Raw genomic sequence first — 21529 nt, 5'->3', positions numbered from 1 at the left:
TTATGAGGAAGAAAATGAAACGTGCGAAAGCAGCCAAGGCAAGATGGGAACAGGAAACCAGGGGTAAGGTGAAGTCCTTTGTAAGGAAGCTCTCTTTGCAATGGAAGATACGGGAGCGGATAGATGCTGCCAACGCATGGGCAGTGAAACACCCGAAACATACGGCAGCCATGACCGTCGGTGCGCTGGTCTGCTCGCTCTGCTTGGGGATAGTCGTTTCCCTCTATTCTCCACAGTCCAACAAGGATATTGTGGGGGAGATAGAAAATGTGCAGCCTATGTTCGCCGGACTACAGAGCATACAGAATGGCAAGAACGTGCAGGTTCGTGAGGTAGGACAGCTGGCCCTCAGAGGCCAGCGACTGAAAGGGGAGTTGGATTCTTTGGTGCGTATTCCTATCAAGACGCATCAGGATTCTGCGCTTATCATCTATAAATACAAGCAACTCGAAATGATAGTGGCAAACTTAAAACATCAATGATATGAAAGAACTGATAAAGAAATTCTTGTTCAAAGTAGGACTGGGAAAGGAGAGAGAACCATCGGCTACGGTAGAGATGGAGGTTGATGCTGAAACGCAGGATGATAACAAGGCTAAGGGCGACGAAAGGGAAAAGACAAGTCCGAAAGAGCCGCCTGTGGCGAAGCCCTTATCACAGGGCAAGAGTTGGTGGCGCATCGACTTCAAACAGCCCAAGTACATCTTTCCTTTGGCCATTCTTCTGCCTATCTTGTTCTTAGGCTATGAGTTGATGGGGGTATTCGGAGGTACGGACAATGCCAAGAAGGGTGTGGCCACGGACAGCATCAATGCCTCGCTGCCCACGGCGGCCAATGACGAAATGGGCGATAAGATGACGGAGATGAACAAACGCTATAACGAGGAAGATGCAGCATCGGCTGTGAACGGAATCGGTGAGGACCAGCCACAGCAGGACTCACTCGGCAACGGCTATCAGGAGCATGAACTGGACGAGATAGACCGGCAGAACGCCATCAATGCCAAGCGACAGAAGGACATGGAAGTCTTGCAGCAGCGACTGGCACAGTCCCGGAAACATATCAACGCCTATGAAGGTGGTAGCTATGGGGGCGCATCCGGATATGGTTCGGCCAGCAGTTATGGGTGTGGTTCCCGTCAGGCTGAAATGGATGACTATGCAAGGGAGGTGGACGCCATTCAGAAGCGAAGCCTTGCCCGTCAGAAATCCCTGGAGCGGAGCATGGGTATCGAAGAGGACGAAAGTGCCAAAGTGTCAAAAGTGTCACAGTCTTTTGATACCTCTCATCGTAAGCCCGAAGAGAAACCGGCCATCGTCAAGAAAGTGGTGGAAGGCAATGCTGATAAGTTCAACACCGTCAGTGCCGAGCCTACAGCGGAGGTTCCGTTGATCCGTGCCATGATAGACAAGACGACGAAGGCACACGAGGGTACACGCCTCCGCTTCAAGCTCCTCGACGATGTGACGCTCAAAGGGACAAAATTGAAGAAGGGCACCTACCTCTATGGTACGGTGACGGGATTCGGTCAGCAGCGTGTGATGGCGACCATCACCAGCATCCTGGTCAGGGATAAGTTCATCAAGGTGGGACTGTCGGTCTATGACAACGACGGCATGGAGGGCTTTTATGTCCCGGAGTCTGCCTTCCGTGACCTGATGAAGGATGCCAAGGCGAATGCCTTGCAGAGCAACATCAACTTTGACGGTGGGTATGGCAGTGGACTGAGTTCCGAAGCGGTGGCGCTGCAGGCCCTACAGAATATGTACCAGTCGGCAACATCAGCCGTGTCTACCAATATCCGAAAGAACAAGGCTCGTATCAAGTACAACACCATCGTCTACCTGGTCAATACCAATGCAGAATAGCTTTCAAAAATTCATCAAACATTTAGGAAATATGAAAAAGATTTTAGTTCTCATGGTTGCCCTCATGGGATTGTGTGGCAGCCTTCAGGCACAGAAGAAGTATAAGAACATCGAGGCAGACTCGGCTTCGGTGAGGTATATCCGCAACGCCAAGCCTACGGACAGCTACATCTTCGACGAAAACAGGCGTAAGGATGTGGTGTTTGTCAACGAGGAAGTGACGACACATCTGCTGATGCCTGAGAATATCAAGCTCGTAGACATCTCGACGAGCAAGATTATAGGTAACCAGTGTACGGACAACATTGTGCGCATCAAACCGTCAGGGAGGATGTATGATAATGAGCTGGTGGGTACGATTACCGTTATCGGTGAGCGGCATATCGTACAGCTCAACGTGGTTTATACTTCCGGACCTGCCAAAGCCAACTCCATCTACCGCATCAAGGCCGGAGAGATGGGCAGGTACGAAAATCCCGACGTGACGATGCCGCGCAAGGAAATGGCTGCCTACGCCTGGGCTATCTTTGCCAGTAAACCACAGAAGAATATCCACTCAAACAAGAACGGTATCAAGGCAAGGGTGAACAACATTTATAGTATCGGTGATTATTTCTTCATCGATTATTCGCTCTACAATGCCACAAAAATCAAGTATGACATCAGTGAGGTACGTATCAAGCTCACGGATAAGAAGGAACTGAAGGCCACCAACTCACAGACGATTGAGCTGACACCAGTGTATAGTCTGAGCAGTGCCAAGAGTTTCAAGAAGGCATACCGTAACGTGCTGGTGCTCGATAAACTCACATTCCCTGAAGAGAAGGTGCTGAAGCTGGAGATTTCGGAGGAGCAGATTTCGGGGCGTATCATCACGCTCGATATCAACTACAAGGATATGCTGCACGCTGACGGGGTCAGTGAGCAGATGGTATCGTATCTGCCAGTGTTTTAACCATCAAACTATCAAGTCATGGCTGTAGAAGAGACAAGGGAACAGCAACAGATGTACAACATCTTCAGGAGCTGCATCTATCTTTTCCTGATTGTGGAGCTGATTATGAATCTGCCCATCACGGCAGACAACCGTGTTACGGGGTTCATACTGGAACTCATCGCTCGTTTCAAGGTGTTCAACAATGTGGCATCGTGCAAACTTGTCGAACTTATCTGCATCGGTGTGACATGTATCGGCACACGTCCGCAGAAGGTACTGAAGTTCAATGTCAAAACGATGGTGCTTTATCCTATCGGCATCGGCATCACATTCATCGCACTCTGCATGATGTTTCATAAGGGCATCTGGGGAGGAGTCTCTTTTGGTTTTCCGACCAACCGCATCCTTTATGCCATGACTTCCATCATCGGTACAATGCTCCTGCATCAGGGGCTGGACGGTATCTCGCGCTTCTACAACTATAAGTTAGGAGAGGACCGCTTCAACTTCGAGAATGAATCGTTCCAGCAGTCGGAGGAACTGAATGAGAATCCGTATTCGGTCAATATCCCGATGATTTACTATTTCAAGAGACGGATGCACAAGGGCTGGATCAACATTATCAATCCCTTCCGTGGAACCATCGTACTGGGTACGCCCGGCTCTGGTAAGTCCTTCGGCATCATCGACCCGTTTATCCGTCAACATGCGGCCAAGGGGTTTGCCATGATGGTGTACGACTATAAGTTTCCGACACTGGGAAAGACGCTGTTCTATCAGTACTGCAAGAACAAGAAACTCGGTAGGTTACCAGAGAACTGTGGTTTCCATATCGTGAACTTTACCGATGTGGAGTACTCCAACCGTATCAATCCTATCCAGCGAAAGTATATCCCTGATTTGGCGGCGGCAGCAGAGACGGCAGCGACCTTGCTGGAATCGCTCAATAAAGGGGGCGACAAGAAGGGTGGCTCGGAGGCGTTCTTTCAGAACTCAGCCATCAACTTCCTCTCTGCCATCATCTATTTCTTCGTCAATTTCCATCCGACAGGGTTCAAGGACGGCAAAAAACTTACAAGGTACATCAAGTACAGGGGCAAGAAACTGAATTTGATTACAAAAAACTGGCATGACTACCGGGCTGTAGATAAAGACGGTAACATGATTCTCGACTTTGTGGATGAGTTGAGCCACGATGTGTCGGTGGATGAAGATGGCATGTTCGTGGATCTGAATGACTTCACTTATACGAGCCGTAACGGACAGCGGGTGCATATCACTTCGTCATGGTACGAGGATGAGCAGGGGCAGGTGGTGGAACCGGACACCATTACCGGCGAATACTCGGACATGCCTCATGTACTGTCTTTCTTAGGCAAGCAGTACAGTGACGTGTTCGACATCCTGATGCAGGACCAGAAGATTCTATCACTCATGGCTCCGTTCCAGTCGGCTTATACCAACAAGGCGATGGATCAGCTCGAAGGTATGGTGGGTACGCTCCGTGTCAATGCGGCTCGGTTGGTGTCGCCCGAAGCCTACTGGATATTCACGGGGGATGACTTCGACCTGAAGATTTCAGACCCTGCCAGCCCCTCGTATCTTGTGATTGCCAACGACCCAGAGAAAGAGCAGATAGTGGGTGCGCTGAATGCGCTGGTGCTCAACCGTCTAGTTACCCGTGTGAACAGCCGTGGAAACATTCCCGTGTCCATCATCGTCGATGAGCTGCCGACCTTGTACTTTCATAAGATTGACCGACTGATTGGCACAGCGCGTAGCAACAAGGTGGCAGTGACACTGGGCTTTCAGGAACTGCCACAGCTGGAGGCGGACTATGGCAAGAACGGTATGCAGAAAATTATCACCACTTGCGGTAACATCTTCATGGGTGCCGCCCGTAACAAGGAGACACTGGAATGGGCACAGAACGACGTGTTCGGCAAGGCGAAGCAGACTTCCAAATCCATCACCATCAATGACCAAAAGGTTTCCACGTCTATATCGGAACGGCTGGACTATCTGGTGCCAGCTGCCAAGATAGCGGACATGGCAACGGGTTGGCTGGCAGGTCAGTCGGCACGTGACTTCACGCCTACCGAGGGTAGTATGATGCAGGGCTTTGATATCGAGAAGTCGGAGGAGTTTAAGACTTCCAAGTATTTCTGCAAGACGCACTTTGATATGGAGCAAATCAAGCAGGAGGAAAGTCTATATGCCGACTTGCCGAAAATCTATCAGTTTGCCTCCGACCGTGAGAAGGAAATCATGCTCGGTCGTAACTTCAAACGGGTCAATGACGAGGTGGATGAGATGATAGCTGAACTTTTGGGTAAAGACAGAAAAAAGAAACAGGAAAATAAACAGTAGTATGGTACTTGAGCAGTGGAAAGGTTTGTCGGGCAGTGCCCTGAAAGCAATAGCGTTGGTGTCCATGACTGTAGACCATATCGCTTATTACCTGATGGAACATGGTACTTGGACGTATGACATGATGCGGACGGTGGGGAGAATGGCTTTCCCCATCTTTGCCTTTCTGCTGGTGGAGGGGTATGGCCATACTCGTTCCACAAGGAAATATGCACTGAATCTTTTGGCTTTTGCGCTCATATCTGAAATCCCATGGTGGCTGCTTAATCACGACAACACCCACAATGTGTTCTTTACTCTGCTATTGGGGTTGATAGCGATAGAGGGGATGTGCAGAATCGGAGACAAGCCCCTGATATGGTGCATCATCATTGCCTCAATTTGCGGCAACGCCATTTGGCTGCACGTCGATTATGAGTATTCCGGCATCCTGCTGATATGTGCGTTCCATATCTTCCAGCCGGACAAGGTGACGAAATGCCTATTAGCCACCCTGTTCATGTACCAGTACGGTGTAATCGGGCTTTGGTTGGGCTTGGCTGTTATACTTTGTTACAATGGGCAGAGGGGATTTATTAAGGGACAGTATGCAAAATATATTTGCTATGCTTTTTACCCATTACACCTCTCGTTTCTTTTTCTTCTAAACTATTATAGTTGCGTATATTAATCCTTATAAGTGACTGTTTTGACAAGATTCGCCCAATCCCTAAATTTCATACTAGGCAACTCACCATAAAACTCTTGTACTACCTTTATGGCCTCTAATGTATGGGGCGTACTAATATCCAATAAAGGTTTTAATTTTGCTAATAAGGCTTCATCCGTGATAGATAATATTTTCCCATCCTTTGTTGGAGACTGTTCTGAAACGTACTCACAGCCGGACTCTTCAAAGAAGTTGTGAATGTTTTCAAAGAAAAGGATTATATCTTTTCGCTTAAATAGAACAGGTACGTCATCGTTCTTAAGTTTTTTTCTTAACAATTCTCCTCCAACAACCTCTTCTTGATAAAATTTTCTAGAATAGAAAGAAACACTTTTCTTTTCATTTAGTCGTTTCTTTGCTATGTAGAAATTCCAGCATACTAATACATCGTTAAGTTGATCGTAGCCTAAAAAAATGAATGGAATTGAAGAAGACTTTATTGTATCAAACTCATCCCGTCGAGGTAACTGGGCTCTTGTTGTATCTGGTCTATCGTTAAAATAGGCAGAAGACAAGTTTTTTACATAGACGTAAAAAAAATCGTTCTTAAACTTCATTAGAAAAGGTTGCACACCATTGATATACTCAAAATCAGACGATTTTCCGAGCACACTTATTATCAGTTGTAACAATGTCTCTGGCTGTATCTTATTATTCATTACGCTTTGATTGACTTAAAAAGTTCTGAATTAGGAAACCTTAGAGCAACTTCATTTATTGAATTAATTGAAGTTATATCACATTCAAAATGGATATTTGAAATTTCTTTTGGAACTTCTTTTACCGGAATAGATGGGATATCCTTATAGTAATATAACTTGTACGAATCTGTAGCTAATTGGTAATCATAATAAAAATCACCAGCCTTTTCAAAATCTGTTCCCAAAGTTCTAGAGACAATTTCATCAAGTTTAATCTTGGTCTCTAAGGATGAAAGTTTATTCTCGATTGATTTTATTAAATCAAATATTGTTAGCCCTTTTCCTGAAACTGTAACAAATAAAGAGGCAACAACTAAGTCTGATCCTTGATTAGGAGAAAGTTGACTTAAGGAGAAACTATGCATTCGCTTCCCTCTCGATGTACTCTTAACCTCTAACTTGTCTATGCCATCATTAAAATCAAATATATCATTAGTTTCTGTATGCCATGATTGGATAAGATATTCTGGCGAAATAGACTTTTCGATAACAAATAATTCAGCCCACAAACCTTGTATCGTTTTTCTTGGAGGTTTTGAAAAACAATGGAATAGTTCCACTAACTTTTCTATCTCAGATTCTAACAGTTTCGGATTAGGCTCATCGCCAATTCTCTTCAATACAATACATATAACGTCTATAAAATAGTTTGTCAAATCCGTATTGTCCGTTTTTAATGCAACTATTGTGTAAGTATTATCAATAGTCTTATCTGCTTCCTCCAGTTTTAAGGAGCACTGTTGATTAAATAATACAGAAATTAAATCAAGATTGAAATTCGTCATAATACCCATTAACGAACTTTGAATAAAAAACATAGGTGTTCCTTTCTCTGAAACACCTATTTTATGTGTATCAGAGAAAGGAAGTCTTTGAGCTGTAAAACAGTTCCCAATGCTCTTGTTACGAGATTGTAATTCCCTAAAAATCAAATTGACATCATTATTCATTATCTTATTCTTCCGTTTCAACATAGTTAATTGCAAAATCCGAAGGATAATAGATGGCCAACGTATAAGCTACTTTTCCTCCCCATTGTACAGAATCGCATTTTAATTTGACCTTATGAATCTGTATACAAATAGAGTCCTCGAACTTTATTGCAGCATCACCTGGATAAACTTTAGCTCCATTAGTAGAACGGCCAGAATGTAAATTAACAAGCCTTTGAGTTTCTACATTGAAAGCACGTACTCTAGGTTCTCCCTTGTATGCCATGTTTATGATATAAGCATACTTCAATGGATTAGTCCTTTTAAACTTTAAATATTTCATATACCTTAATGTCGCTTGTTTTCTTGCGGCATCTGGCATATTCTGGAATTTGAATTCTGTTAAAAATTCAACGACGTCCTGTATGTCTAATTTTACATATGAATGATTACGGTCTGCAGTTCCATAATCTTCGTATAAATTCCAGTCATGTCTTCCAATAAATGTGTTGACAAAAGAAATATTCTCTTCAATAGCTTGAAAGGCATTCATCTTCCTCCAGCCGTTAAGTTTTGTCGTTACAGTTTTCTTTGATAATATATTCCTTCTTGTGGCATTAAGTTTGTCTGAAATTATAAGAAGTCGCTCTACTACTTCCAAATTATCATTCTCTTTGAGCCATTTACGCATCTCCTCTTCATGTTCAACATATTCCTTATATTCCAAGATAGCCTCTAAAGGTAAAAATACGCGGCATGACCAAAGATAATTTTGTTTGTAGCCAAAGAAGCGGCAACGTTGTTGTATCGTATCAGCCGTTGATTTTCCCACACTATATCGAGGCATATAGGTAATCGCTAAATGCTCAACTGTAAATCCTCTATTTAACATGTCAGCGCCAACGAGAATGTGAGAGCACGAACCAGTCCAGTCTATCTCCTTATTTTCTCCTTGCTTTTTATTACGACTAATGAGAAGTTCCGTATTGGTATCAAGAATTATATCTGGAATTTTCTCCCAAATCGTTGCAAAATCAGGATATAGTTCATTGTGTTCTTTATACATCCGTATAGCCTCATTATAAGTCTGCAAAAAGGTCTTTTTTAATTCAATATACCCTGGATCATACTCTCCGTGTGAAATATGCTCGTACCAAGTATCAAGCAGGTCCTTAACCCATCCATAAAACTTTTCACTTGCATCTTGTTCTCTATCTGCATGAATCATCATAGAAAGAAAATCCTCCTTTCTATTAATAGTGACAACAATTGCAACGCCCATGAGATGTAACTGTAATGCAGATATAAGAGATTCGGGGCAGTCTACCAAGTTCCTGTGTTTAGAGTGATATACCTCATCCTCTGGTATGGTCACAATTAGTCCTGGTTCATCGCAAAAGAAAGTCTTTCCACCAGTATATGTTTTACCAGGTGTCAGCACTGTATGATATTTGGGAGAAAGCAAATCCATAATACTTATCAAAAGAGGTCCCTGTGGAGTTGCTGTATATTGAATGTAGGAATGATTGGACAGACTACTTCTAAGTTTCAATATGCTGCTATATGTTGTTGTATATTCATCATCTTCCCATTCTTCTGATTTGCTATTCTTATAAGCATAACCGTTTAGACTAGCTTGGTCTGCTTCATCATCAATAATCAAGACACCAGAATTCCCTAATGCGCTTTTCAAATGACTTGAATTAAACATATCTGCTAAAGCAGATATATATTTATAATGTTTCAATACTGTAATCAGAATAGTCGGCTTAGAGGTCATTCTTAAAGCATTTCGGATACGTTGTACCTCTGTTGAAGATGGATTCTCGAAAAGTTTATAGTAATTGCCATTTGCCCCATTGTTGACTAGATCTTTTCTAAGTCGTTTTGTCGTCTGAGCCAAGAGGTTGTTTTTTGTGCCTGCAAAATAAATAATGATCCTAAAGCCATTGTCATGGGCAAGTGCAGATAATGTTGTAAATGACATTGTCTTACCACTCTGTACATATCCGACAACTAAATTCGTGATAGATTGGACTGCATCTTTATTCGGATTTGTACAATGCGAAAGAATTTCTATAGTCTCACGACGAAGTGTATCTATTCCATCTTTATCTAATTTCCCTGCAAAGCGATTAAGTAAATCCGTAGTTTGTTCCCCAATTTGAGGAGTAAAGAAGTCAGGATTTTTATTTATTATTTCTATTTCCATCACTATTGTAATATGTATTGGTTAAACAATAATCTAACATTTGCACCATATCTAGTACCTCTTTCAGGTGCCATTATTTCTGCCAATGCAAGTGCCTTAAAAATTGAGATAATGGGTTCATAGTCTCGTCCCTTCTTAAATTGCTCAAATCTTGTGAAAAAAGGATGTGCCAGATTAATTTTACATGATACTGATTTCGAGCCTGCAAACATACCATCACTAGTCTCTCCAACCACTATCGAATATAAGGCATCTGTTTCTGTCTCTGTTACTAGCTCCATCGACAAAACATAATTTTCCTTATTATACTGAAAAGTTTCAGTGTAGCAATCAAGCGGTTTTGCATTCACAATTCGCTCTTCATTTTTTTTGATATATTGCGTATTACTTATCTTAGTTTCTACTTCACTTATTTGACGTGATAGTTGTTTGGGCTTTTTCTTCTTTTCAAGGTCGTTTTTTATAGCCTTGGATATTTTTGCATATTGTTCTTTACCACGTTGCCGATAATTGTCCGTTTGACTTAAAAGATTATATTCATCAGCTTTGATTTCGTCCCTCAAAGCTTCCATAAATAAATATAAATCATCTTCTTCTCTTATCCCATTCTTATTAAAAGACACCTCAAATCCTTCTAATTCGAGTTCACCAAAAAGACGACGATAACGAAAACTTCCTGTTTGACCAAACAAGACAGAGGGAAAATATCTTTCGTCTCCTCCTCCAACAATGACTCGCCCTCTTCTCAAAAGGACGAGCCCATTAGCTCCATTTTGAATTTTATCTAAAATGGCGATGAAACCTTTTGCCTTGTAGTCTCCCATCTGGAAGTCAATATTTCTTTTCCACAGAATCTTATCACCATCGGGAGTTTTATAGTAAGGAGCATTCAATATCTTATAGTTAGGTGCTTCAAGAAAAGTTCCATTTACAATTATTTCCACATCTTCACTCCTTAAAAAATAGCGATAAATACTAGAGAGATGGCGGCGTATTTTGTCTATCTGTCCTCTCTTCGGTGCATTTGCAGATAACTGGGATAAGACTATGCGTGTGTAGTGCTTGTTAGTATCGCAAGCACTCTCTTGAACAACTAAGTCCTCTTTTTCTTCAGCAGTAACCTTCTGTAAGTCAAATTCTGTGTGTCGCTCAACATTTTCACCTAAAGCCTTGGTCGTGACAGTCCATTTATTTGCAAGCCACACGGATGCAGTCTTCATACCCATACCAAATTCATTTAACCCAGTATCATCGATAGGTATATGAGCAGGCTCGAATGCACGAACATAGTTATCTGCATCAATTCCAGCAGCATTATCGTCTATAAAAATCAGTCCATTTTCCCAATCTATTTTTATCTCTACTCTTAATTTATAATTGGGTTCTATAGCCAATAATTCTTGCTTATGATTAAGAAAACTTTGTACAGCATTATCAACATATTCACCTAAAGTATAGGATATAGTATTATTCAAATTCCTGAATGTACTATATACGTTGGGCTTAAGTGCTATAGAAACTTTATCTATTGTTATCATAATTATAAAACAAAAGATTATTAGCAATACGTTTTACAACCTCAACATTTACGGCATTGCCGAAAGCCTTGAAAGCACTTGCTATGGTATCTGGATATTCATTAAGATCTTCCATGCATTGTAATTTGGCTCCTTCTTGCCTTGTCATATATCTACCTTTTTCCCCATTAGGTGTTATAACCCAAGGAAGAACAGGAATCTGCGTTGTAGTTAAGACCAAAGCTGGAGAATATGTAGGTTTTTTCACACGAATTCCAGACGGTCTGAATTGTATTATTTTGTCATAGATATTTGGAAATTCCTCATGGCCACAATTCCATTCGAATTTTTGATGGCTATTCTCAAATCCAGGCTGTCTAATCTGAGAAATCCATGTATCAATCCACTCTTTATTATCAATATAAAACTGGCGATTTTGACGAATAAATTGTTTTTTCCACTCGGGAAATTGTCTTCCGTTTTTAGGTTTTGCTTGTGCATAAATAGGGAGAGACTGAAGAAAGTCATCTTTACTATATCCCTTAATAACCTCTCCAAATTTTCCTTTTTTACCAAACAGTTGTCGAGATTGTTGGTAATAAGGAGCAGCTCCTTCAAACTCATAAGTCGCTCCAAATTCCATTGCCCATATTGGAAATGTCGGCAATGTTGCTTTATTTAGACTTAACAAATCGAGAAAATTCTGCCACGCTTTTATCTGTGTCCTAGTTATTGGACGCAATGACATATAGTCTGTGTCTTTGGGTACTATAATCGAATTTATATTACACTTTGGCCGTTCCTCATGATCTGGGAACTTAAAACCTTGTAATCCTCCCTTGCTTTTAAGTCTTCCAACTATATACATTCTATTACGATGATGAGGAATTCCAAAATAGTGTGGTGATATTATGTCATCTGCGACTTCATACAATGAAGACAGTTGACTGTGGATGACTTTATAAGTATTTTTATTATCATGTGACTTCAAATTGGGAACATTTTCCAGGAAGACGAATTCAGGCTTGTGATATTCCAAAATCTCCATAATTTTATAAAATAGATTTCCTCTATCTTTCTCATCTCCAAACCCTTGTTGCTTGCCTGCTTGCGAAAAAGGCTGGCATGGAAACCCCCCACATAATATATCATGATGAGGAATATCCGTCTTAATATTTACATCGTTAATATTCCCAGAACATTTCATGTTGAAATTTCTCTCATATAAAGTCTGCAAATCGGTTTGAAGTTCACTGGCAAACACACATTTACATCCTAATTTCTGCAAAGCAAGATGAAATCCTCCCAATCCTGCGAACAAATCTATGAATGTATATGATTTACTCAATTTAGAATTAGCCATTATTGATTACCCTCCTTAGAATAAGGTTCTACCAAATCGTCTAATCTAACAGAGAGCATTTTCGCTATTTCAATCAATTGGGAGACCGAGGGCTGTATTTTATTAGTTGTCCAACGTGATACCGTCATATCCGTGACACTTAATTTCCGAGCCAGCCATCGGTTTGTAATTTGCTTGTCAGCAAGCACAACCCTTAGTCTATTGGGGTAAATGATTGTCTTCATATTTTATTTGAATAATATACATGATGTGTTCAAAGTTAATCATTAAATGTGATATACGCAAGTTTATTCCCAAATAATTTTGAAGACAATTACTATAAATATGTACAATACTCCCCCTTTTAACTTTACGTAATATAACGAATTAAAAACTTAATGATAATTTTGTTGCTCAACTCTTTCCAATTAGGACATAATAATATTATTCTCACTAAAAATAAAAATATTATATAGAAAATATCAAACCAAATATCTAACTTTGCAATGATAAATCTAATTAACTCATAGATTTCTAATTTGTCTCATTCGATATCTTTGGTGTAAAATACTATAATTATACGTGAGTTCGATATAAGCTCTATGCAATTATCCTGCTTTTATCAATTATTTCTATGTTCATTTCTGGCTTCTTTGGCAACAGATTGTATGCAATGAGTCCTGCTATCAGATTTGTTGCAAAGTTATCAAAAGAGCGATGTCTGGTGTGTTCTATCTGGCACACATTCTTCAGTTCATCGTTCACCGTCTCTATCACAGAACGCTTTCTGAGCAACAACTTATCATACAGGCTCATCAGGGAGTTCTTCATGTTCTTCTTTATCTTGGTCACCAAATGTATATTGTCCACAAAGAGCATCTCAAAGAGGTTCTGACTGATATACCCCCTGTCTGCAAAGAGTTTTCCAAACAACCTCTCGGTGAAGCGTTTATCCTTCAGTGGCTCCCTGTCATCTACGTTGCCCGGCGTTAGCTTCCACTGGATAATCTCTCCTCTGTCATTGATGACAAGATGGAGTTTGAAGCCGTAGAACCAGCCCATCGTGCACTTTCCCTTTGCAGCCCAGCCCCTCATGGTTCTGTGCTGCCGCTCACGCTTGATGTGGCAGGAAGCCAGTGGTGTGGAATCAATGATGGATATGCCTGAACACTTGCCCAGTGCACATGTCTGGAAAAACAGCAGCAGGTGCAGTGCGACCTGTGCCTGCCGCTCGACAAAGCGGTTGTAGGAAAGCCGATGTGGGAAGTCTCCACGCATATGCTGGCAGATATAGCCTAAGTAGAAGGACTTGAGGTCTCGGAAGCGGTGAGTGTGGAACAGGACCAGAATGGTCATGATTTCACTGTCCGACATATGGGAAGTACGGTTACGGTGCCGCTTGCCGGGTACTTGAAGCGTATGTTTTTTCAACTCAGGAGTAAAATACTTGCAAAAATCGTCGAATATACAGAATATTTCTATTAAATTTGTATCAGTCATAGGAGTGGGTATTTGTTTGTAACTCTTTGGTTTACAAGTATAAAGGTACGAAAAATATTCCACTCCTACAACTTTTAAAACAACTTTCTTATATCGAACTCACGTTATAATTATAATTCTAAATTTACAAGGAAATATGAAACTAACAGAATTTTATGAACATCTTAACACTCCTACAGTTTGCTCATTCGAAGAAATGAATAAGCTACTTATGTATGGATATAGTGATGACCTTGAAAATAAAGATAAATGGGATTGGGAAAATGCTTTATTTATGGGTTATACTCTTCCATCTGCTGATTTTATTCTTAATTATAAGTTTTCTTCTGATGCTTGGAAATATATAAGAGAGAGATACAATAACTGTCTATGTCCGTTTGCGAAATCTGTTTATGGAACTTTCATCTTCTTAGCTCAAAAAGATCAAGACAATAGATTTAAAGCCGATTTGCTGAATACGGTTCTTGTGTTCTTAAGTCAGACATGGCCCAATAATATAAAGGCTCCAAAAATAAGTTTCTTAGAATATTATCCTTTTGTCAAGATTGCTATGACTCTTGCAAGAAAGCTAAAGAAAACAGAATCTTTAAATAAACTTTTAAGTGATTCTTTTAATCATCATCAAGAATGGAAAATTAGTGCAGATTCTTCAATGATGCAAAGAGTGATGATAGATTATACAGATTTATTTGTAGAATACTTTAAGGAAAGTAAGGATTTAATAAACGTTCCAGAAATCATTGCCAAAAATCGTGAAGCAGAAGAAGAACTAAGAAAATCTTATATTGAAGGGGCTGTTTATATTGAAATGTCATCTATCCCTCTAATTCAAAAATTACAATTAGATGTAAAGGAGTCTTATAAAATTATAGGCTCTTTAAAGGAAGAGAAGGGTAATTTGGCTGACACTAATGTCAAAGGATTCTTTTATCATCAGGCAATGTATAATTACAAGAAGGCGGGCTATGATGAAGGACTCAAACGAATTGAGCAACTTTATATTAAGACAAGAGGAGATTTCAAATTAGAACAGATAGTGGTTCCACTTCCAGATGATGATAGTAAAAAAATCGATCAAGAACTAAAAAATCTATTAGATAGCTCTGATAAAGAAAATATCTTTGATAATATTATCTTAGAATTTAGAATATTGAACTGGAGTAATATATTTGAGACCGCAAAAACTCATAGTGATCTTGCATTATTTTTTAGTTCATCCGCATTAGATAAATTTGGAAATCAGATATCAATACCTCAGAATGATGAAGAAAGAATAGAATTGCAGACTTGGAATAATTATAGTGCTATGTTTAAGCTTCAACTTCAATGTTTTGCTAATCTTTTTAATAGAGCAGTAATAGATAAGAAAATAACGTATAATTCCTTTATAAATTATCTTGAAAAAACTTGGGTAAGTGCATCTTTTCAACAAAATTACACAACTGGAGTTGTTGAAATCATACCATTAGACAATCTTAAACCAAGTCTTAAATTGTTCTTTGATGAATTACAAGACTCCATAAATGATAAAAGGGACACGCTTAATAATACATCAATTATAATAGATTCTATGACATTGAAAATTGAGTACTTACTACGATATTTGTGCGTCAAAGAGAATATTAGCACTTGTAAGTTACATGATAACAAGGACCAAATTGTTACTATGGAGAAATTACTTGATGACATACTTGCCGATTTAAAAGATAGTTGTTCACAATTTACTGAAGATCATTTTAGATTATTAAAATTTGTCCTTACACCGAAAGGATTCAATTTAAGAAATTCGGTAGCACATGGTTTATTAGATCCTATAGAGTATAATCCATTATATATATATGCATTATTATACATCATACTGATCTTAAGTAAACTGTAAATTATTTAAAGGAGAGCACTTTCTGTTAAGCGTTCTCCTTTTTTTCATGACACAAATTATGATTGTATTACTATTTAATTTGATCTCCCAAATTAAGTATGATTTTGCAGGCACCTTTCTAAACAAACAACCTTTGAGATATACCCTCTATCTTCTGCATACCCGATTCTGTTCAAAAAGTCGTAATAGTTGCCGCCTTTATATTTATACTGCACATAGTCCTTGTAAGCCTTTACGCTTTCTTCCCATGAGTTGAAGGCGTAGTAGCTGCCGGTGCTGGGGCGGCGGAGCCCGAAGAGATTATTGTTCTCCAAGCATACTCTGGAAGTGAAGTAACCTGTTTCAAGCAAGGCTTGCGCGGCTACTATATGTGGGAATTTCACATCATACTGTCGGATAACGGCCATCAGGTTCTCGATGTTCAACTCCTTGTTGGGCTTTGTCCCGAATCTGACGTATGCCATCTTATCCTGTAGCTGCGTGATGTAACCGTTAAGATAATCCACGAAGACATTGGGATCGACACTCTTCCCACCTTTCCTGATTCTGATATGGAGATGCGGGCCGGTGCTTTTGCCTGTGTTACCTGATATTCCCACGATGGTTCCTGCCGAAACGGCATCGCCAACTCTTACGGTTATCTGGTCAAGATGGCCATAAAGACATTCAAAGATGCCATGTTCCAAAACGACATAGTTGCCATAGCCTCTGTTCCCGAAATGTACCTCCTTGATGATACCGGGAAGCATCGCATAGACTCGTGCATGGTTGCATTGCAGGTCTATGCCGTCATGGAACGCCGCGCATCTGCTTACTGGGTCTTTCCTGTAACCGAAAGAAGAATTGAGTATCAGGAAGTCGAGCGGAAGGCAGACATTCATGCGCTGGCTGATCAGACTGAAAAGCAGGGAGTCCTTCACATTGACAAACAGTGGTACGTCCTTCTCAATGGTGATTTCCAAGCCACGACCTGTTTGAAAGGTTACGTCAGGTTGTTTTGCGCCTACACTATCCTTCTTTTGCTTTGTAACCGCTTGTTTTTCAAGCTTTACCTGCTTGCGGGCCACCTCCGGACGGAGGGTATAAAACTGCGCTGCCATCTTCATGCTGATAATCATGGTGGCAAAAACCAATAGAAATAATCTGTATCGTCTCATCTTATCATCTTGCTTTTTGATAATTTTGTTCGGTGAGAAGTGAATGTGCAAGACTTCTCTCGACAAAATTACCGATAAACATTCAACGTATGGAAAATGTGATGACTTTTCAAGCTCAGGGAGCTGTCTTAGAGAAACTGATGCAGTTGGGCATCGACAGGGAAAAACTGGAGTTGATGCCTGACGCTCTGAAAGTTCCGCTGCTTCGAGGTGAGATAACACCTGTTTTTATCGCCAATATGGAAACAGCAAATGGCAAGGTGATACAGTTGCCGCTCAAAGTACAGCTGATGCTGGATGAAAACAATCAGGTTCTACTAATGACCTATCCGCTCCGCAAGGAGATTGCCAATGAGCTGAACCTCAATCAGAATGAGCTTCAGCGTGTGCAGTCAGGTGATGTAATCCGCAAGGAGGTGGACGTGGAGGGAGAAAGGAAAGTAAGATTTATCCAGTTGGACAAGGAAACCAACTCGCTCATGCACCGTGACGTGGCAAGTGTGCCTATCGAAGCGGAGCTGCAAACACGGGATAAGGTGAAAGACATTGATTTGGGAGCCAATCAGAAGGAGGCGCTTCAGGAAGGGAAGCCCATCGAGCTTTCCATTGGCGACACCAAGGTAATAGTGGACGTTGACCTGCGCGAGCCACAGGGCTTCAAGGTTGTCGATGGCGACATGAAAGAGTGGGAACGGCTCCAGCAGGTGCGCTACGATGATGCCCACGAGGATTTTATGGGTTATGTGATGACCGACGAGAACCGCTGGGAATACCAGAAAGTGGTGGAACGCCAGACCATGACCAATAACCCCTCTGAGACTATCGAAAAGAAACAGCGTACAGGCTTGATACGATAGCAAAAACTAAAAAACATTCTCCCAAACAAGGGATTCTTTAATATTCTGCTCACGTTTCTTTGCTTTACACTGAACCGGTGAGTGCTTTAACATTCTTCTCTCTTTGGCTAGTTCTTCTATTGTAGAACCGTAGCGTTAAAGCATATCACGATAAGCAAGGTGGGTAGAAAGAAATACAAAAATCTTGATTACGACTACATTGTCAGCTCGGTGGCTGGCTATGCCAAGGTTGCTCCCATTGCCCGAAAGGTAAAGGCTGGGGATGATATGGCTATTGCCCGGGCAGCAGCAATGATGACGGCTGCCGTGAGGAACATCATGCCCAAAGACGAGCAGGTGGTACTGGTGCCCATCCCCAACCGCACCGGTAGGGCGGGCTATACCAAGACGCTGGCCGAGAAGATCAGCGAGGCACTGCATCTGCCAGTCATCGACGCACTGGCAAGTAACACCCACGAGCCGCTTTATCTGGTGAAGAAAGCCAATGGCTCGCTCGATGAAGTGCCGCTCTACTTCTACCGCATCCGCAGGGTGCCCAAGGATAAGGTTCCCATTCTTATTGACAACGTACTCGACACCGGGCATACGGCAATGGCAGCCTATGAAGCGATAGGCAGACAGGACACGCTGATGGCGGTACTTGGTGATACGCATAAATTCACACCCAACCAGTGGAAGTCTGATATTTACCCTTTAATTGACAACAATATGGCAAGCAAGAAAAAAGAAGAGGTGCCGCAGCAAGCTACCCCGAAGGAAGAGCCGACGGCTCGGACTGAGAAAAAAGCTGCAAAGAAAACGACGAAGCTCCCGAAGTCAAATACGTTGGCGGAACTGTACACGAACATGAAGGAGAAGCATCCCGATGCCGTCCTGCTCTTCCGCACGGGAGACTTCTATACAGCCGTGAACGCAGATGCCTCCAAGGTGGCTGACACCTTGTCCATCAAGCCAATCAAACCGGCAAAGGCAGAGGACGGCGCTCTGCAAGTCACATTCCCTCATCATGCTTTGGACACGAACCTGCCTAAGCTCATCCGTGCCGGTCTTCGAGTGGCAATCGTGGACAGTCTGGAGAAGAAACAGACCGTGGAGAAATCCGCATCGGTGAAAACGGAAACAAAAGCACAGGAAACGAAAGTGCAGGAAAAGAAAGAAGAAGGAAAGGCCGTGGACAAGTCGGCAACCGCCAAGCAGGAGCATCAGCCGCGTGAGCCGCAAATGGTTACGGTGAACGGCGACAAGGTCTCCCATGCCCATGCCTTCCAGTCGAAGGTAAACCCTGCCGACTGGTTTTATGTGGCTCAACTCAACGGCAAGCAGCTCAACCCCATGAAGATGGACGCTGCCGACATTGCTGCCTATCAGAAACGGGAGGCGAAGGTGGAGGACATGATGCAGAAGTATTATCCTACCAAGTTGGCTCCCAAGGTGTCGGTGGAGGAATACAAGGCTGCCAACATTCTTTCCGATGGTAGGGTCATCGACAAGATGACGGTGTATAAGGAGAAGGACGAGCAGCGTGCCGACTACGGCAAGTACAAGCTCTACGCACAGGTGGGCGACCAGCGTATGTCGGTGCCGATGACCAAGGCGGACCAGAGTGCATTCTTCGACCGTGTGACGACACCGGCTGCCCTTGTGGAGAAGAACTTCGGCGAACGGCTGCATCTGGCATCGGCATACTCAGCTTATCAGCTTCCTGCCAACATCAAGGTGGAGGACATCCGGGTGGCGAAGGATAACATGGACGGCAAATGGAAAATCTCGGCTGCCGTGGGCGAGAATGGACGCACGGAGAAGAAGGCGATTTCCTTTGACGACGGCTTTTCGCTCTTCCAAGCCAAGACCGTTACCCGGGAGCAGTTGGCCGCCAAGTATCTCTCGGAAGACATCAAGGTGCTGTCGGGACAGAAACAAGCCATCAGCAATGGGCTGAAGATGTAGGATTTGGCTATGGTATAGTGAGTATTGATTACAAAATACAAGCAAAATAAAATCAAAGAAAATGGCATATAGTTTTGAAGAGCTGGTCCAGCTCAAACAGGACAGACGGATCGGGTGGCTGCAGTTCACGCTCGAAGGCGAGCATGCGGACGGCTTCATGCAGTGGTGCAAGGAACACAACACCCATCCGAGTGAAGATACCGCGGAGTTCTATATGGAGTCGGTGGAACTGAGTATGCAGGACAAGCAAATCTTGGCGGAGGACGACTATGACTACAGCTGGAACTGATACAAAGACGCTCGGTCAGAAAGCTGTGGACAGGTTCACGGAGATGATGATTGAGCGTATGGAACAGATGAAGTCCGTTGGCTGGCACAAGGGGTGGATAGGTGGTGCCACCGCCCCCGGTGCCATGCCGCAGAATGTATCCGGGCGTGGATATTCGGGAAGCAACTCTTTCTTCCTCCAACTGGACACGGCTCTCCGTGGCTACTCCATGCCTGTGTATCTTACCTTCAAACAGGCCAACGACCTCGGGGCGCACGTCAAGAAGGGCGAGTCTGCCATGCCGGTGCTCTACTGGGACATCATGGCAAGGGATAAGGACGGACATAAAATCACCAAGGAAGCCTACCGCAAAATGAGCCTTGCGGAACGGATGCAGGTGCAGACCATTCCTTTCCTGAAGGCATACAACGTGTTCAACATCGACCAGACGAATCTGACGGAAGTGAAGCCTGACAAGGTGGAAGCCCTCAAAAAGCTGTTTGCCCCGCCGGAGTTGCGTGATGCCGAGGGGATGTTTACCAGCAAGGCCCTCGACCGTATGTTTGAGAAGCAGGAGTGGATTTGTCCCATCCAATACGACAAACAGGTGCCGGGTGCATACTTCTCGCCATCCAAGGACATCATCGTCATTCCGAGGAAGGAGCAGTTCAACATCGGCAAGACACCGGAGGAGGTGTATAAGGACGGTATGGAGTATTACTCCACGGCCTTGCACGAGATGGCTCACTCCACGGGGACTGAATCTCGACTGAACAGAGATAGCCATGAGAAGTTCGGCGACGCAAAGTATGCTAAGGAGGAATTGGTGGCTGAGCTGACGGCGGCGATGGTAGGCAACTCGATGGGCTTTGACAAGCGCATACTGGACAACAACGCGGCCTACCTCGATGGTTGGATCTCTACCCTCAAAGAGAATCCGAAGTTCATCGTGTCAGTGATTGCCGATGTCAACAAGGCTGCCAACATGGTACTGGAAGAGGTGGACAGGCAGAAGATAGCATTGGGCGAAGAGCCTTTGCTCGACAAGAACAGGAACCTTTCTGCTGACGCTCCCAAGGACAAGATTGTCTTTGAGAAAGCCTCGATCATCAAGCAGAACGACGGTGACTATGCGGTGCGTGCCTCCTATCAAGGGCAGGACTTGGGACTCAAACCGATTGACCGAAATGTGGGCATCCTCTATTTTTCTCTCTCGGAGGAAGCGGAGAAGGCCCGTCTGATCTACCATACGCTGGAAAAAAGCTATGGCGATATAATCCTCTCACAAGGACAGCGACGCTCGCATGGTATGAAAATCTAACCTCTTTATAC

The 21529-nt window shown here is 42.7% G+C and carries 18 protein-coding genes; 10 read left to right on the top strand and 8 right to left on the bottom strand.

Annotated elements, in window-relative coordinates; genetic code table 11:
• Nucleotides 1–2: 2 nt before the first annotated feature.
• From J5A55_RS11475 to J5A55_RS11455, 5 genes are read left to right on the top strand one after another with little or no spacing between them, the layout of a single operon-like run.
• Complete coding sequence (locus tag J5A55_RS11475) at nucleotides 3–482, top strand: hypothetical protein (RefSeq protein ID WP_004382170.1); 480 nt, start codon at nucleotides 3–5, stop codon at nucleotides 480–482.
• Nucleotide 483: 1 nt separating this feature from the next.
• A complete protein-coding gene (locus J5A55_RS11470) occupies nucleotides 484–1869 on the top strand; it encodes a conjugative transposon protein TraM (protein WP_004382171.1) in 1386 nt (461 codons plus the stop codon).
• A 31-nt stretch (nucleotides 1870–1900) separates the two neighbouring features.
• The gene (traN, locus tag J5A55_RS11465; protein ID WP_039851076.1) at nucleotides 1901–2824 is read left to right on the top strand and encodes a conjugative transposon protein TraN; all 924 of its coding nucleotides are present in this window, start codon (nucleotides 1901–1903) and stop codon (nucleotides 2822–2824) included.
• A gap of 18 nt (nucleotides 2825–2842) precedes the next feature.
• On the top strand, nucleotides 2843–5176 hold the full coding sequence (locus tag J5A55_RS11460; protein WP_004382173.1) for a type IV secretory system conjugative DNA transfer family protein: 2334 nt from the start codon (nucleotides 2843–2845) through the stop codon (nucleotides 5174–5176).
• 1 nt (nucleotide 5177) lies between these two features.
• Complete coding sequence (locus tag J5A55_RS11455; protein WP_004382174.1) at nucleotides 5178–5846, top strand: TraX family protein; 669 nt, start codon at nucleotides 5178–5180, stop codon at nucleotides 5844–5846.
• Here J5A55_RS11455 and J5A55_RS11450 read toward each other — a convergent pair.
• The 7 genes from J5A55_RS11450 to J5A55_RS11420 all read right to left on the bottom strand — a co-directional run bounded on the left by J5A55_RS11450 (nucleotide 5843) and on the right by J5A55_RS11420 (nucleotide 14089).
• Nucleotides 5843–6544, bottom strand: coding sequence for a hypothetical protein (locus J5A55_RS11450; protein WP_004382175.1), 702 nt, complete (start codon nucleotides 6542–6544; stop codon nucleotides 5843–5845). The genes J5A55_RS11455 and J5A55_RS11450 overlap by 4 nt on opposite strands.
• On the bottom strand, nucleotides 6544–7536 hold the full coding sequence (locus J5A55_RS11445) for a PD-(D/E)XK motif protein (RefSeq protein ID WP_039851077.1): 993 nt from the start codon (nucleotides 7534–7536) through the stop codon (nucleotides 6544–6546). The genes J5A55_RS11450 and J5A55_RS11445 overlap by 1 nt, the downstream gene beginning before the upstream one ends.
• Before the next feature lie 4 nt (nucleotides 7537–7540).
• Nucleotides 7541–9730 (bottom strand): Z1 domain-containing protein, encoded by a 2190-nt coding sequence (locus tag J5A55_RS11440; RefSeq protein WP_004382177.1) that lies wholly within the window; start codon nucleotides 9728–9730, stop codon nucleotides 7541–7543.
• A gap of 2 nt (nucleotides 9731–9732) precedes the next feature.
• Complete coding sequence (locus tag J5A55_RS11435) at nucleotides 9733–11268, bottom strand: ATP-binding protein (protein ID WP_004382178.1); 1536 nt, start codon at nucleotides 11266–11268, stop codon at nucleotides 9733–9735.
• Nucleotides 11252–12610: a DNA cytosine methyltransferase gene (locus J5A55_RS11430; RefSeq protein WP_004382179.1), complete on the bottom strand. Its 1359-nt coding sequence runs from the start codon at nucleotides 12608–12610 to the stop codon at nucleotides 11252–11254. Before J5A55_RS11430 ends, J5A55_RS11435 begins: the two co-directional genes overlap by 17 nt.
• Nucleotides 12610–12834: a helix-turn-helix transcriptional regulator gene (locus J5A55_RS11425; RefSeq protein WP_004382180.1), complete on the bottom strand. Its 225-nt coding sequence runs from the start codon at nucleotides 12832–12834 to the stop codon at nucleotides 12610–12612. Before J5A55_RS11425 ends, J5A55_RS11430 begins: the two co-directional genes overlap by 1 nt.
• Nucleotides 12835–13189: 355 nt before the next feature.
• Nucleotides 13190–14089: an IS982 family transposase gene (locus J5A55_RS11420; RefSeq protein ID WP_004382181.1), complete on the bottom strand. Its 900-nt coding sequence runs from the start codon at nucleotides 14087–14089 to the stop codon at nucleotides 13190–13192.
• Between the two features lie 136 nt (nucleotides 14090–14225).
• Here J5A55_RS11420 and J5A55_RS11415 point away from each other — a divergent pair, with 136 nt between their 5' ends.
• Nucleotides 14226–15968, top strand: coding sequence for a DUF4209 domain-containing protein (locus tag J5A55_RS11415; protein ID WP_004382182.1), 1743 nt, complete (start codon nucleotides 14226–14228; stop codon nucleotides 15966–15968).
• 92 nt (nucleotides 15969–16060) lie between these two features.
• On the opposite strand, the gene J5A55_RS11410 is transcribed toward J5A55_RS11415, so the two are convergent.
• Nucleotides 16061–17125: a peptidoglycan DD-metalloendopeptidase family protein gene (locus J5A55_RS11410; RefSeq protein WP_039851081.1), complete on the bottom strand. Its 1065-nt coding sequence runs from the start codon at nucleotides 17123–17125 to the stop codon at nucleotides 16061–16063.
• Between the two features lie 89 nt (nucleotides 17126–17214).
• Here J5A55_RS11410 and J5A55_RS11405 point away from each other — a divergent pair, with 89 nt between their 5' ends.
• From J5A55_RS11405 to J5A55_RS11390, 4 genes are all read left to right on the top strand, one after another.
• Nucleotides 17215–17982, top strand: coding sequence for a DUF4099 domain-containing protein (locus tag J5A55_RS11405; RefSeq protein ID WP_004382184.1), 768 nt, complete (start codon nucleotides 17215–17217; stop codon nucleotides 17980–17982).
• Between the two features lie 159 nt (nucleotides 17983–18141).
• Complete coding sequence (locus J5A55_RS11400) at nucleotides 18142–19929, top strand: MutS N-terminal domain-containing protein (protein ID WP_004382185.1); 1788 nt, start codon at nucleotides 18142–18144, stop codon at nucleotides 19927–19929.
• 61 nt (nucleotides 19930–19990) lie between these two features.
• A complete protein-coding gene (locus J5A55_RS11395) occupies nucleotides 19991–20218 on the top strand; it encodes a hypothetical protein (protein ID WP_004382186.1) in 228 nt (75 codons plus the stop codon).
• Nucleotides 20199–21518 carry an ArdC family protein gene (locus J5A55_RS11390; RefSeq protein WP_004382187.1) on the top strand — a complete coding sequence of 440 codons (1320 nt, stop codon included), beginning with the start codon at nucleotides 20199–20201 and terminating at the stop codon, nucleotides 21516–21518. The genes J5A55_RS11395 and J5A55_RS11390 overlap by 20 nt, the downstream gene beginning before the upstream one ends.
• Nucleotides 21519–21529: the final 11 nt, after the last annotated feature.

Origin of the sequence: Prevotella veroralis, assembly GCF_018127765.1 — a bacterium.
GTDB classification, from domain to species: Bacteria; Bacteroidota; Bacteroidia; order Bacteroidales; family Bacteroidaceae; genus Prevotella; species Prevotella veroralis.
This window is presented reverse-complemented; position numbering and strand designations above follow the sequence as displayed.